The 13,607-nt window shown below is 49.8% G+C and carries 15 protein-coding genes and 1 pseudogene; 6 read left to right on the top strand and 10 right to left on the bottom strand.

What is annotated here, in order from left to right:
- Nucleotides 1-11: 11 nt before the first annotated feature.
- The 3 genes from fdoH to fdhE are packed head-to-tail and all read left to right on the top strand — an operon-like array spanning nt 12 to nt 2,472.
- Nucleotides 12-914 (top strand): formate dehydrogenase O subunit beta, encoded by a 903-nt coding sequence (gene fdoH, locus D9734_RS20130; protein WP_000331381.1) that lies wholly within the window; start codon nt 12-14, stop codon nt 912-914.
- Nucleotides 911-1,546: a formate dehydrogenase cytochrome b556 subunit gene (gene fdoI, locus D9734_RS20125; protein ID WP_130209996.1), complete on the top strand. Its 636-nt coding sequence runs from the start codon at nt 911-913 to the stop codon at nt 1,544-1,546. Before fdoH ends, fdoI begins: the two co-directional genes overlap by 4 nt.
- The gene (gene fdhE, locus D9734_RS20120) at nt 1,543-2,472 is read left to right on the top strand and encodes a formate dehydrogenase accessory protein FdhE (protein WP_000027708.1); all 930 of its coding nucleotides are present in this window, start codon (nt 1,543-1,545) and stop codon (nt 2,470-2,472) included. Before fdoI ends, fdhE begins: the two co-directional genes overlap by 4 nt.
- Before the next feature lie 214 nt (nt 2,473-2,686).
- On the opposite strand, the gene D9734_RS20115 is transcribed toward fdhE, so the two are convergent.
- The gene (locus D9734_RS20115; RefSeq protein WP_130209994.1) at nt 2,687-2,905 is read right to left on the bottom strand and encodes a CopG family transcriptional regulator; all 219 of its coding nucleotides are present in this window, start codon (nt 2,903-2,905) and stop codon (nt 2,687-2,689) included.
- Nucleotides 2,906-3,107: 202 nt separating this feature from the next.
- Between D9734_RS20115 and D9734_RS20110 the strand changes: the two genes are divergently transcribed.
- From D9734_RS20110 to D9734_RS20100, 3 genes are all read left to right on the top strand, one after another.
- Nucleotides 3,108-4,016, top strand: coding sequence for an alpha/beta hydrolase (locus D9734_RS20110; RefSeq protein WP_130209992.1), 909 nt, complete (start codon nt 3,108-3,110; stop codon nt 4,014-4,016).
- A gap of 94 nt (nt 4,017-4,110) precedes the next feature.
- A complete protein-coding gene (locus D9734_RS20105) occupies nt 4,111-4,461 on the top strand; it encodes a type II toxin-antitoxin system HigB family toxin (protein ID WP_130209990.1) in 351 nt (116 codons plus the stop codon).
- Nucleotides 4,418-4,873 (top strand): helix-turn-helix domain-containing protein, encoded by a 456-nt coding sequence (locus D9734_RS20100; protein WP_130209988.1) that lies wholly within the window; start codon nt 4,418-4,420, stop codon nt 4,871-4,873. The genes D9734_RS20105 and D9734_RS20100 overlap by 44 nt, the downstream gene beginning before the upstream one ends.
- Before the next feature lie 6 nt (nt 4,874-4,879).
- Here D9734_RS20100 and fabY read toward each other — a convergent pair whose 3' ends face one another.
- The 9 genes and pseudogenes from fabY to typA form a co-directional block, all read right to left on the bottom strand.
- The gene (gene fabY, locus D9734_RS20095) at nt 4,880-5,821 is read right to left on the bottom strand and encodes a fatty acid biosynthesis protein FabY (RefSeq protein WP_001297068.1); all 942 of its coding nucleotides are present in this window, start codon (nt 5,819-5,821) and stop codon (nt 4,880-4,882) included.
- 44 nt (nt 5,822-5,865) lie between these two features.
- Nucleotides 5,866-6,303 (bottom strand): D-aminoacyl-tRNA deacylase, encoded by a 438-nt coding sequence (gene dtd / locus D9734_RS20090; RefSeq protein ID WP_000560983.1) that lies wholly within the window; start codon nt 6,301-6,303, stop codon nt 5,866-5,868.
- Nucleotides 6,300-7,172, bottom strand: a complete 873-nt coding sequence (locus D9734_RS20085; protein ID WP_130209986.1) for a virulence factor BrkB family protein — start codon at nt 7,170-7,172, stop codon at nt 6,300-6,302. The genes dtd and D9734_RS20085 overlap by 4 nt, the downstream gene beginning before the upstream one ends.
- The gene (gene yihX / locus D9734_RS20080) at nt 7,166-7,765 is read right to left on the bottom strand and encodes a glucose-1-phosphatase (RefSeq protein ID WP_130209984.1); all 600 of its coding nucleotides are present in this window, start codon (nt 7,763-7,765) and stop codon (nt 7,166-7,168) included. The genes D9734_RS20085 and yihX overlap by 7 nt, the downstream gene beginning before the upstream one ends.
- Nucleotides 7,766-7,905: 140 nt before the next feature.
- Nucleotides 7,906-8,140, bottom strand: a pseudogene (locus tag D9734_RS20075) (aldose 1-epimerase); the annotation flags it as partial.
- Nucleotides 8,141-8,243: 103 nt separating this feature from the next.
- The gene (locus D9734_RS20070) at nt 8,244-9,509 is read right to left on the bottom strand and encodes an MFS transporter (protein WP_130209982.1); all 1,266 of its coding nucleotides are present in this window, start codon (nt 9,507-9,509) and stop codon (nt 8,244-8,246) included.
- A 101-nt stretch (nt 9,510-9,610) separates the two neighbouring features.
- Nucleotides 9,611-10,591, bottom strand: a complete 981-nt coding sequence (locus D9734_RS20065; RefSeq protein ID WP_130209980.1) for a TIM barrel protein — start codon at nt 10,589-10,591, stop codon at nt 9,611-9,613.
- Nucleotides 10,592-10,598: 7 nt separating this feature from the next.
- Nucleotides 10,599-11,309 (bottom strand): GntR family transcriptional regulator, encoded by a 711-nt coding sequence (locus D9734_RS20060; RefSeq protein WP_130209978.1) that lies wholly within the window; start codon nt 11,307-11,309, stop codon nt 10,599-10,601.
- A gap of 216 nt (nt 11,310-11,525) precedes the next feature.
- The gene (gene typA / locus D9734_RS20055; protein ID WP_001514692.1) at nt 11,526-13,349 is read right to left on the bottom strand and encodes a ribosome-dependent GTPase TypA; all 1,824 of its coding nucleotides are present in this window, start codon (nt 13,347-13,349) and stop codon (nt 11,526-11,528) included.
- Nucleotides 13,350-13,607 lie beyond the last annotated feature (258 nt).

The following is a 13,607-nucleotide window of genomic DNA, read 5'->3' as shown; positions in this document are numbered from 1 at the left end:
GGAGACGACATATGGCTTATCAATCGCAAGACATTATTCGTCGCTCCGCGACTAACGGTCTGACCCCCGCGCCTCAGGCGCGGGACTTCCAGGAAGAAGTGGCGAAACTCATCGACGTCACCACCTGCATCGGCTGTAAAGCCTGTCAGGTGGCGTGTTCAGAGTGGAACGACATTCGCGATACCGTCGGCAATAACATTGGGGTGTACGACAACCCCAATGATTTAAGCGCCAAATCGTGGACGGTAATGCGCTTCTCGGAAGTGGAGCAGAACGACAAACTGGAATGGCTGATCCGCAAAGACGGCTGTATGCACTGTTCCGATCCAGGCTGCCTGAAAGCGTGCCCGGCGGAAGGGGCAATTATTCAGTATGCCAACGGTATCGTCGACTTCCAGTCCGAGCAGTGCATTGGCTGCGGTTATTGCATTGCGGGCTGCCCGTTCGATATTCCGCGCCTCAACCCGGAAGACAACCGCGTCTACAAATGTACGCTGTGCGTTGACCGCGTGGTGGTTGGGCAAGAGCCGGCCTGCGTGAAAACCTGCCCGACGGGTGCGATTCACTTCGGTACGAAAGAGTCGATGAAAACGCTGGCGAGCGAGCGCGTGGCTGAGCTGAAAACCCGTGGTTACGACAATGCGGGTCTGTATGATCCGGCTGGCGTTGGTGGTACACACGTCATGTACGTGCTGCACCATGCTGACAAGCCGAATCTGTATCATGGCTTGCCGGAGAACCCGGAAATCAGCCAAACCGTGAAATTCTGGAAAGGCATCTGGAAACCGCTCGCGGCTGTTGGCTTTGCGGCTACCTTTGCGGCCAGTATCTTCCACTACGTGGGTGTCGGTCCGAACCGTGCGGATGAGGAAGAGAACAATCTGCACGAAGAGAAAGACGAGGAGCGCAAATGAAACGACGTGACACCATCGTGCGCTACACCGCGCCGGAACGTATCAACCACTGGGTCACCGCCTTCTGTTTCATCCTGGCGGCGGTGAGCGGGCTGGGGTTTTTCTTCCCCTCCTTCAACTGGTTGATGCAAATCATGGGCACACCGCAGCTGGCGCGCATTCTGCACCCGTTTGTCGGCGTGGTTATGTTTGCCTCGTTCATCATCATGTTTTTCCGTTACTGGCACCACAACCTAATCAATCGGGATGATATCTTTTGGGCGAAGAATATTCGTAAGATCGTCGTCAACGAGGAAGTAGGTGACACCGGGCGTTATAACTTCGGTCAGAAATGCGTTTTCTGGGCGGCGATTATTTTCCTGGTCCTGCTGCTGGTGAGCGGTGTGATTATCTGGCGTCCTTATTTTGCGCCTGCTTTCTCAATCCCGGTGATCCGATTCGCGTTAATGCTGCATTCATTTGCCGCAGTGGCGTTAATTGTGGTTATCATGGTGCATATCTACGCCGCCCTTTGGGTGAAAGGCACGATTACCGCCATGGTGGAAGGATGGGTTACCAGCGCATGGGCGAAGAAACATCACCCGCGCTGGTACCGTGAGGTCCGCAAGACAACGGAAAAGAAAGCTGAATGAGTATTCGCATAATCCCGCAAGATGAGCTGGGTTCGAGCGAGAAACGTACGGCGGATATGATTCCGCCGTTATTGTTCCCTCGGCTCAAAAATTTATACAACCGCCGCGCCGAGCGTCTGCGCGAGCTGGCAGAAAATAATCCGCTGGGTGATTACCTGCGCTTTGCTGCGCTTATCGCCCACGCCCAGGAAGTGGTGCTGTACGACCATCCGCTGGAGATGGATCTGACCGCGCGCATTAAAGAAGCCAGCGCACAGGGCAAGCCACCGCTGGATATTCACGTTCTGCCGCGTGATAAGCACTGGCAAAAACTGCTGATGGCGCTGATTGCTGAACTGAAACCTGAAATGAGCGGCCCGGCGCTGGCGGTGATTGAGAATCTGGAGAAGGCATCGACCCAGGAGCTGGAAGATATGGCCAGCGCACTGTTTGCCTCTGATTTCTCTTCCGTCAGCAGCGATAAAGCGCCGTTTATCTGGGCTGCACTGTCGCTCTACTGGGCGCAGATGGCCAATCTGATCCCCGGCAAAGCCCGCGCTGAATACGGCGAACAGCGTCAATATTGCCCGGTTTGTGGTTCTATGCCGGTGTCCAGCATGGTGCAAATTGGCACCACTCAGGGGCTGCGTTACCTGCACTGCAACCTGTGTGAAACCGAATGGCACGTGGTGCGCGTAAAATGCAGCAACTGCGAGCAGAGCGGCAAACTGCACTACTGGTCGCTGGATGACGAACAGGCCGCGATTAAAGCCGAAAGCTGCGATGACTGCGGCACTTACCTGAAGATTCTTTATCAGGAAAAAGAGCCGAAAGTTGAAGCCGTGGCAGATGACCTCGCCTCTCTGGTACTGGACGCGCGAATGGAGCAAGAAGGCTACGCCCGCAGTTCCATTAACCCGTTCCTGTTTCCGGGTGAAGGGGAGTAATCTCTGACGTTTTCCGGGTGGCGCAGGTCGCCCGGATTACAGCTCATAGGGTGTGACGACACCTGCTATTCCCGCAAAATCTCTCGTATTTTGCGAGGCGTTTTCCAGATATGATGTAACAGTTGCAGTTATTATAAGTTCAGGTAAAACAATCTTGTATTAATACCAGAATAAGGGCATCTGGTTTTTTATATTCAAGAATAAAAAATTTTTGTCATTCCTTATGCTCCTTACACTGATCATCAACACCTACTGTCTCACACCTTTGCCTGCCACCCTTTGCTTTACGCACCGGGAATTGCTGCCGCTCCAGATATTGCTCTACCGCTTCGCGTAAAATTGCAGATCGTGAAACCTTACGCCAGCCCCTGAGTTTATTCAGCCGTTTAATTGCCTCTTCTGATAAATGAAGAAAAACCGTATTCATCGCCATTGCTACCACCTTACATATATTACTCATTAATGTATGTGCGAAAATTACGCCGGAAAATCATTAAAAAAAAGCGGATTTTTGCATGTTGTTTTGTTTTTGCGAGACGCTTTCCAGATTTTTCACGCCCGTGAATTTCCCTGTATCCATCCAGCAAAAACGGGCGTATAAAGCTGTACATTCATACAGCAAAACGAGTTCTACTATGACACTGGAAAAAGGAATTGCAGAGTTAGTCGCAGAGTTTATCGCTGCGGGTCGCCCCTCATCGCGTCAACAAAGTATTGCGCAACGCAGGGAGGGCTATATCGCCATCGCTGTCCTTGCGGGTGAGACAGAAACGCGGGTAGATATTCAGACTATCGAACTTGAAGGGATGACCTTACGAATAGTGTCACCGCTGAATGCCCCGACATTACTCCCGACGATAATTTATTACTACGGTGGCTGTTTTGTTAGCGGCGGGTTCGCAACTCACGACAACCAACTGCGCCAGTTAGCCTATTACGGGCAATGTCGGGTTATTGCCGTCCAGTATCGGCTGGCACCGGAACATACTTTCCCCGCCGCCCATGATGATGCGCAACGAGGTGCAGAATTAGTCTGGCAGCACGCCGAACAACTCGGCGTTGATAAACAACGGATAACCCTTGCAGGCGACAGCGCAGGTGGGCATCTGGCGCTGGTGACCGCTTTGCGATTAAAGCGTGCTGGCAACTGGCAACCGGCACAACTCATTTTAATTTATCCCATGCTTGATGCGACTGCGCATTTCGAAAGCTATATCCGCAATGGTCACGATTACATCATTACACGCGATACTCTACTGAGCGGCTTTGAGATGTACCTGCCAGATATTGATCGCAAGCATCCTGAAGCCAGTCCTCTATGGCGCGATGATTTTAATGGCTTGCCGACTGTTCATATCATTACCGCAGAATATGATCCGCTTTGTGATGAAGGCGAAGCGTTGTATCACCGCATGACCGAGCAAGGAGTGCAATGTACCTGCCAACGCTACCCTGGCGTTATCCACGGATTTTTTCAGTTAGGTGGTATCAGTGAGGCCGCGCGATCGGCACTACGGGATGTGGCCTGGAGAGCGGGAAGGTAGCTCCGGATTCAGATAAAAATTATTTTCAACTTGAAAACATCACAGGTCTGCCTTACAGTGTTTTCAGGTTGAAAACTCGTAATGGAATTACACCATGCATGTTATCAGCCACAAGCCTTTTAACGAGGCGATAAAACGTTTTCCACTTTATGAAGATGCCCTTATTGATTTATTAAATCTTCTTGAAAAAACAACGTTTAGCGATCCGGGTGAGATGAAAAGATATATTTCCTCTCTGGATAACTTTAAGTACAGAGATAAATGGTGGGTGATTAATATTGCAGGCAATCATTTACGACTTATAGCCTATATAGATTTCAGGCTCCAAAAATGTTTTGTCAAACATATTGTTACCCACAATGAATACGACCGACTCACCACCTGGTATCGGAGCCATAAAAATGAGAACACATCACACACCAGCAGAAGACTCGGCCAATTTTGAAACGCTCGTCAGTACCTTCGCCCACGCAGTAAAAGGCATCCCATTATGTGGCCCTAAAGCAGATCAAGAGGAATACCATAATGCGCTGAAACTGATCGAGTTTTTAGTCGATCGTGACGATCTGGAAAACCCTTTATTTGAATTGCTCAGCGCGCGGATCCGCAAATATGAAAATAACGCTCCGGAATTTCAGCATTTCAATCAGCGGTTAGCATCGACCCCACGCGGCGTAAGTCTGTTACGGATCCTCATGGATCAACATGGGCTTAAGGCGGCTGATTTGGCACAAGAACTTGGCTCTAAATCCAATGTGAGTAATATTCTTAATGGTCGCCGGGCGCTCACCGTTCGTCATATCAAGGCGTTAAGCGAGCGTTTTAATCTCCCGGCTGAAGCGTTTATTGATAATTAAAACGCCCTACTCTTCTTCGTTCCCGCCCTCTTCATACGGGCCAAATGGCTTCGCGGGCAGAACGATATACGTGCCTTCAAACACTGCACCCGGCGTCTCATCGCCAAAGATTTCGACCTGCATCTGCACGCGCGCTTTTCGTCCGCGCGCCAGACGGTCAAGATCGCCGCTTAACGCACCAAGGTCGGCTACCGCATGGGGTTTGCCGCTAATCGGCTTGCTGTAGCGGATATGCGCATCGGCAAGAATAATCGTTCCGCCGAGATGGCGTTCGCGCAGCATCAACCAGATAAGCCCCCAACCGGTGAGCGTAGCCAGCGAGAATAAACTCCCGGCAAACAGCGTGTGGTGCGGATTCTGATTGCCGGTTTCCGGCATGGTGGTGATAAATTTTTGCCCGGTATATTGCTGAATGCGCACGCCCATTTTTTCACTCAGCGGGATATGTTCGTACCACGCTTGTTGCAACTGCGCGCACCAGTCGCCGCGATGCAGAATGTCATCCAGAGTGGCGACGGGTTTAATCATCAAAAAATGGCGGATTGGCGTGGTGGTTGGCGTGGTGATTTCTCCCTGATTAACAAACCCCAGCTTGGCAAAAAACTCTACCGCGTCTTCACGGGCGCTACAGGTCACGCGCTTAACGCCTTCCTGGCGCGCTACAGACTCCAGTGTCATCGCCATCAGCGTTCCCAGCCCTTTGTCCTGCACGTCAGGATGAACGGCCATAAAGCGAATGGACGCTTCGTTATCGGCATTAATATACAGCCGCCCTACTGCCACCAGATTACCCTGCTCGTCGACGACCATCTGGTGATGCGCCATCGCATCCCACGCGTCGCGTTCCGAACCTTTTGGTTGATGCAGGGGTTTACGCAACATCTCCCAGCGGAACTGATAGTAGCGCTCTAATTCTTCTTCTGTTTGTGGAACCCGAAGGTGATACATAGCGATACTCTCTCTTGTTTCCCGTGACACCCCTGGAAGCTGGCTCATACCTGCAACCAGAATGTCACGGGACCATCATTGACCAGCGATACCTGCATATCCGCAGCGAAGCGTCCTGTTTGCGTGTTCATCTCCTGCTGACGGCAGCGTTCGACGAAATAGTCATATAACGCCTCTGCGCGATCCGGTGATGCGCCTTTGGAGAAGCTTGGGCGCATCCCTCGTTCGGTATCTGCGGCAAGGGTAAACTGGGAAACTACCAGCACACTGCCGCCCGCCTGTTGCACGTTGAGATTCATCTTGCCTTCGGCATCGCTAAAAATGCGATAGCCGAGCACACGCTCGCACAGACGGTTTGCTTTCTGTTCGTCGTCATCCTTTTCGACACCCAATAACACCAAAAGTCCCGCGCCAATTTCGCCCGTCACTTCTCCCTCCACGGTGACGCTGGCACGGGTTACGCGTTGAATTAATGCAATCATGGTTCGTCGTCTTCTTCTTGTTCAGCTGCTTGTTTTAGTTTGCGGTATTCCCCGAGAGTGACAGTAATTTCCGCGCCAAGCAAGACGATACACCATGTCCAGTAGACCCAGACAAAGAGAATGGGGATCACCGCCAGCACGCCGTAAATGAGCTGATATGACGGGAACATGGTGATATAAAGCGCGAAACCTTTCTTTCCTGCTTCGAACAGGAGTGCGGCGACAAACGCGCCGACAATCGCGTCGCGATTCGGTACGCGGATGGTGGGAACGATGCTGTAAAGCAACCAAAAGGAGATCCACGACAACAGCAGCGGAAAAATACGCAGCACATTGTCGATGACAGTATTGAGATCGCTCGCCCAGCGCAGGGAGAGCAGATAGGAACTGATCGCCAGACTGGCCCCTGCCAGCAGCGGCCCTAACGTCAGGATCATCCAGTACACAGCAAAAGAGTAAATTTTTGGCCGTACCCGTTTACTTCGCCAGATGGCATTCAATGCGCTATCAATGGAATACATCAACAATAACGCCGTGACGATCAGGCCGCATGCCCCGACGGCGGTCATCTTGTTGGAATTGGCAACAAACTGTTCAATATATTGCTGGATAACGTCGCCAGTGGCAGGCAGAAAGTTGGCAAAAATAAAGTGACGCAACTGAATGCTGACGTCGGAAAACATGGGAAAAGCGGCGAAAAGCGCAAAAACAACGGCAACCAGCGGCACTAATGAGAGCAACGACACATAGGCAAGATTACCTGCCAGGGTGGTCATGTTGTCCTCATTAATGCGTTGCCAGAGTAGTTTCAGCCAGGCCCATAGCGGACGGGTACGATACCTGGCTTTTTCATGGATGGTTTTTAGCATAACACCTTCGCGAAATAGTCCGGGATGGTGGTTTTATCTTTCACCAGAATACTGGTAATGCCTAGCTGATTTGCTCCTTCTATATTATCGGCGTTATCGTCGAAAAAGACTGTATCGCTGGGTGAAAAACCTTCCACCTGTAAAACATGCTGGTAAATTCGTGCTTCAGGTTTGCGCATGCCCAGATCTTGCGAAAGATAGATATGGTCAGCAGCATCACGGATTTCCGGGTATTCCTCCGGCCAGAAGGTGGTATGCAGGCGGTTGGTATTGGAAAGCACCACCACGCGATGCCCCTGCTCACGCAGTTTATGCATGATGGCGATCACTTCCGGGCGCAGCGCGACAAACACCGCCTGCCAGCCGTGGGAGAACTGCTCGTAGCTTAGCGGTAGAGCCATCTCATGGCACATCGCCTCTGCGAACGCTTCGTCGCTAATTTCCCCGCGCTCATGCTGATGAAACGCCTCCCCCATATGAAAACTCTTCTTAAGCGATGCCAGCGGAATACGCGTTAAATCGCTCCAGGTTCCCAGCACACGGTTAAAGTCGATATCGACAATCACATTACCTAAATCAAAGATATAGAGCATTTTTGCCTCCTTTCTCGCCACAAGAAATTAACTGTAGCGGGAAAGGATGGGTTTGGCTATGTGACAATAAGGGTAATCTTGTGATGCTGATTGCGAAAAAGCAGAGTAATTTCACTGGCTTTTTCGCAATAGATGAATGGTTAAGATTCAGGCATAAATTGCCAACGAGTTTCGATGACCAGCGGCTTTTCTGGTGCCGCTAATTCCGGCGTTAGTTGCCTGGGTAAGTGGATTAACACAGGTGGCATCAGGCTGTTTATCAAATACCACCAGACTGTTTGCAGAAGAGGTCATGGTCATCGCGAGTTAACCAAGCCACCGTAACTTAACCTTCACCCCGTCATAAAAGACAAAACAGTCGTCCCAAGGGCCAGCTCAATCAGTCTGGTGCAAAAAATTTTGTTTTGCTGGATACGGGCTACGGTTGATAAGGCTGGTATTGTTTTCGTTGGCCGGATTAAGCACATCCGGCCATTAATCAAGCTTCAGCCGCCAGCATCTCTTTCTTACGTTGACTAATTCGCTTAACCAGCATTACGGAAACCACCGCACCACAGAATGCGAAGCAGGCCATAATGCCAAACACGATTTTGTAGCCAATAATCCCCGGATTTAAATCCAGAATGTAGCCATACAGACTGAAGCAGAACATCGCCGGGGCGTAACCGATAAAGCTACCCAACGCCATCGCCGCGCCTGTTTTATTTTCAGCAATTTTTGCTTCGCCGATAGGTGCAAAGAATACGGCGCGCTGCGTAAAGACAATCGCGCCAAAGCCCAGCGTACACGCCATCCCTAAATAGACCGGCATGCTTTCGTGCGGCAGCATAATCAACAGTACGAGCGCAGCGGTACTGATGATAAAGGTGTAGCATAGATATTTACTCGGTGATTTCAGGATCTTATCTGAAATCATGCCACCAATCGGTCCACCGATCATTTTCAGACAGTATTGGTTAATGATGCCGTAAGCCCCCACCAGCGCAACGGGTAGCAGATAGATGTTTTTCAGGAATGGAATGAAGAATGTCAGGCCACAGTAAACCGCGTAAACGAAGAAGACGTTGAAAGCGATAAGCCAAATGGTTTTGTCTTTCAGCACCGAGGTCATACTGGTGTTTTGCGATGCTTCGTCTTCTTTTTTCACCTCCACGGACGGTGCCTCTTCTTTGTCATTCAGTACAAAGAAAATGATAACGCCCACGGCAATCACAATAAGGGAATAGAACCAGATACCCGCTTTAAAGCCCAACAAGCCACTGCCAAACCAGGTAAATACTGCCAACGCAGAAAATGCCACCACAGTATCGACAATGCCACGCCCTGTTTCGAAGAAGCCAAACAAACGACCTTGTTGTTCGCTATTGCCCAATCGACTTACCGACTTGAGCAAGACAGGCCAGTTCATCATGTCGCAGGTAACGCCAAATAGCGCCCAGACAAAGAGGATGCCCCAATAACCTGGCATTGTCGTCAAATAAACACCCAGTAATCCCGTCGCAATGAGGGAGAATGACATGGTGTATCTGCGCGGTAGTTTATCGGCAAAATAAATAGACAGAAAAAAGCCCACTGTGGTGACAAATGAGTTTACCGACATAGCATTACCAATTTGACCATTAGTCAAATGGAAATATTCCTGCATCGGGATATAAAACGCATCTTTCAGCGACGGTAATTTATAAATTGTACCGCCACACAGTGTTAATAGACTAAATAACGCCCATTTCTTTTTCGTGAGCATAACATCCCCTAAGCGATTTTTAAAATCACTGTTTTAAAGGCAATAAGATATCGACCATTCTTATGGAATGGTTTTATTAACTGCGTATGAGTTAAAACTTATTAGTGGTTCAGAAGATGGCTTGCCTCTTGTTTGATTTGTTGTAGTACGTTACGCACATGATTTATCTGATTAATTGCATCATCTTTTTCTTTACGTAACCGCGCATCCAGTAAATGTTTTTCTGGCAACGGTGTTTCACTCATCTGGCGATAAGGGATCCACGGATTATCATCTTCGTCTTCAAAGCGGAACGCCGGAGCATAATAATCAACCTCTTCTTCCAGGCCATATGCCGTCACCTGCGGCTCATCATCGCCCAGGCAGATAAGGTGTGTTAATAACGCTTTGAATGGCATATCTCCCTGACCTGAAATACAGGCTTTATGGCCCAGACCACCCTGTTCTTTAACAATCAATGCATCTTTGATATGCACCTGGGTAATATGCGGCGCCATCGTTTTTAAAGCGTCCATGGGATGCTCATTTGCATTGATCATGTTCGCAAAATCAAACAGTAAGGAAAGAGATTCCATCTCACTTTCTTTGACCAGCGACACCAGCTCATGGCTTTTTAAATCTTCATGCTGCTCGATCGTAAAAGTCAGGCCGCTGTCCTGATACGTTTCCCGTACATAGGCAATATCGTTAGCGATGATCGATAATACGTCGCGCAAATTACCTTCATAACGTGGATAAAAACGTACGGACGATGCCCCGGTTTTCAACGCGATGGCGACAGCTTCGTCAATAGATGCCTTATCTGAGGCGCTAGTTTCAATATGAATATCAAGGTCCAGACGGCGGGCTTTATCACCAAAGGCAGAGAGTTCTTTATCGTCCATATTGCCAAGAGAAAAACGCTCGCCATCCAGAACATGAATTTTGACGCCCCGCAGATTATTTTCACTCGCGATATCAAGTAAATCAGCAGGCAACACTCTTTCCAGCCGCATATTTAAATGAAAGGCATAGGCATGTAAATAAAGAGGAAGAGTATCGACACGTTGTAGAATCTTTCTTGCGTTATTTATTGTCACCATAAAACACCTACAGATTAATGATGAGGTCTACGGCCTCAAATCGCCAATATTCAATATCTATCTGGACAATATTGCCTTGCTGGTCGGCGCGATGCTTTTCAATTAAGATCGCAGGCATACCCGCAGAACCGCCAAGATACTTGCTGATATCGCCCGGCATTCTGACGGGTTTGAAAATCAATTTTTTTACTACCGTCTCTTTTTGGTAGCACTTTTCCCAGACTGCAGAAAATGAGTGGTTTTCAAGTTGTTCAATAAAACCAGGGGCAACTTCAGGATTAATATACGTTTCGTGATAGAAAACTTTATGTCCTTCCAGCGCCCCCCAGCCGGTAATGCGGTAGAGTTCGGTTGACGGCGTCACTGCAATCAGTGGCATGAGCGTTTCAGGAATGTCGCGGGTACGTTTTTTCTCAGTAAATCCCCAGGAAGGTTCCCGCCCTTGTTCAATAGCGGCCCGCTGAAAGCTCGCCGACAGCTCCGGGCTGTAATTAAATCGCGGCTGAGTCACGAACCAACCTTTACGATCCTTACGGAAGATTTTGGATTCTGCCTCGAGGTTCAGCAACGCCTGGCGCAGCGTCATACGTTTAATGCCCAGTAGCTCTCCCAGCTCTCTTTCTGAAGGGAGTTTTCCACCCGGCGTAGTGATGCCATCTTTTAACCACCGATCCAGTTTCTCTTTTGCATTTTCTACGGTGGATTGATTTCCCGTCATTGTTTAATCCTTTTGGTTTAAACCAGATGAGGCATCTTACGCTTACGCCAAAAAAGAAAGCAATTAACGGCGTATGACTTTGCAGATAATTGTGACAAAGCTCTCTATTGACGTAACCACAGACTTATAAGGGAGATACTCGCATTGGTGAGCGCTCACGACAGGCAAAAAAAAACCTGCCATCGCTGGCAGGTTTTTTATGACTGAAAAGCGAAATTAATCGTCTTTCGGTGCGCGGTTAGCGCGACGACGATCGTTTTCCGTCAGGTGACGTTTACGAATACGGATAGAGGTCGGAGTCACTTCTACCAGTTCGTCATCATCGATGAACTCCAGAGCTTGTTCCAGAGTCATGCGGATAGGCGGAACCAGAACAACGGCTTCGTCAGTACCGGAAGCACGCATGTTGGTCAGTTTCTTACCGGTCAGGCAGTTTACAGTCAGGTCGTTAGAGCGGCTGTGAATACCGATAATCTGACCTTCGTAAACTTCTGCACCGTGACCGAGGAACAGCTTACCGCGATCCTGCAGACCGAACAGCGCGAACGCAACCGCTTTACCCTGACCGTTAGAGATCAGTACGCCGTTCTGACGCTGACCTACTTCACCCGGACGAACGTCGTCGTAGTGGCTGAAGGTGGAGTACAGCAGACCTGTACCGGAAGTCATGGTCATGAACTCAGAACGGAAGCCGATCAGACCACGGCTTGGGATCACGTAGTCGAGACGTACGCGGCCTTTACCGTCTGGATTCATGTTTTTCAGGTCGCCTTTACGTTCGCCCAGCGCCTGCATTACAGAACCCTGATGCTGTTCTTCAACGTCCAGAGTCACGTTTTCATACGGCTCTTGTTTACGACCGTCGATTTCACGGAAGATAACTTTCGGACGGGATACCGCCAGTTCGAAACCTTCACGACGCATGTTTTCGATCAGAACAGACAGGTGCAGTTCGCCACGACCAGAAACGCGGAACGCATCGGCGTCTTCGGTTTCTTCTACGCGCAGCGCAACGTTGTGTACCAGTTCTTTGTTCAGACGGTCCAGGATCTGACGAGACGTTACGAACTTACCTTCTTTACCGCAGAACGGCGAGGTGTTAACGCAGAAGAACATAGAAACGGTCGGCTCATCAACGGAGAGTGCCGGCAGCGCTTCAACGTTTTGCGTGTCGCAAACGGTGTCAGAAATGTTCAGTTCGCCAAGGCCCGTGATCGCCACGATATCGCCAGCTTCCGCCAGATCGGTTTCGATACGTTCCAGACCGAGGTGGCCCAGCACTTTACCGACTTTCGCGTTGCGGGTTTTGCCTTCGCTATCGATGATAGTGACCTGCTGGTTCGGCTTCACTTTACCGCGCTTGATGCGGCCAATGCCGATAACGCCAACATAGCTGTTGTAATCGAGCTGAGAAATCTGCATCTGGAACGGACCGTCAAGGTCTACGTCCGGTGCAGGAACGTGGTCAATAATCGCCTGATACAGCGGGGTCATGTCTTCCGCCATATCTTCGTGGTCCAGACCCGCGATACCGTTCAGCGCAGAAGCGTAAACGATCGGGAAGTCCAGCTGCTCGTCGGTCGCGTCGAGGTTAACGAACAGGTCGAATACCTGATCCACAACCCAGTCAGGACGCGCGCCAGGGCGGTCAACCTTGTTGATAACAACAATCGGCTTCAGGCCGTAAGCAAACGCTTTTTTGGTTACGAAGCGCGTTTGCGGCATCGGGCCGTCAAATGCGTCAACCACCAGCAGCACTGAGTCTACCATGGACATTACACGTTCAACTTCACCACCGAAGTCGGCGTGCCCCGGGGTATCAACGATATTGATACGGTAATCATTCCATTTGATAGCGGTGTTTTTCGCGAGGATGGTAATCCCACGCTCTTTCTCCAAATCGTTGGAGTCCATCACGCGCTCTTGGGTTTCGGCACGAGAGTCGAACGTACCGGATTGTTGGAGCAGCTTGTCTACCAGGGTGGTTTTACCATGGTCGACGTGCGCGATGATGGCGATATTACGCAATTTTTCGATCACAACTTTGCCTCAGGCATTAGAAATAGCGCGTTATTGTACACGGATTAATCGCACTACAAAACAGGATCACAAACATCCTCCGCAAACAAGTATTGCAGAGTCCCTTTGTGATCGCTTTCACGGAGCATAAAAAGGGTTATCCAAAGGTCATTGCACCAACATGGTGCTTAATGTTTCCATTGAAGCACTATATTGGTGCAACATTCACATCATGGTGCAGCCCTTTTGCACGATGTTAAGCATGATAACGCCTTTTAG

The organism is Escherichia sp. E14S1, from assembly GCF_004211995.1.
GTDB lineage: Bacteria > Pseudomonadota > Gammaproteobacteria > Enterobacterales > Enterobacteriaceae > Escherichia.
Note: the sequence above shows the minus strand (reverse complement) of the source record. Positions and strands in the feature narration are given on the sequence as shown.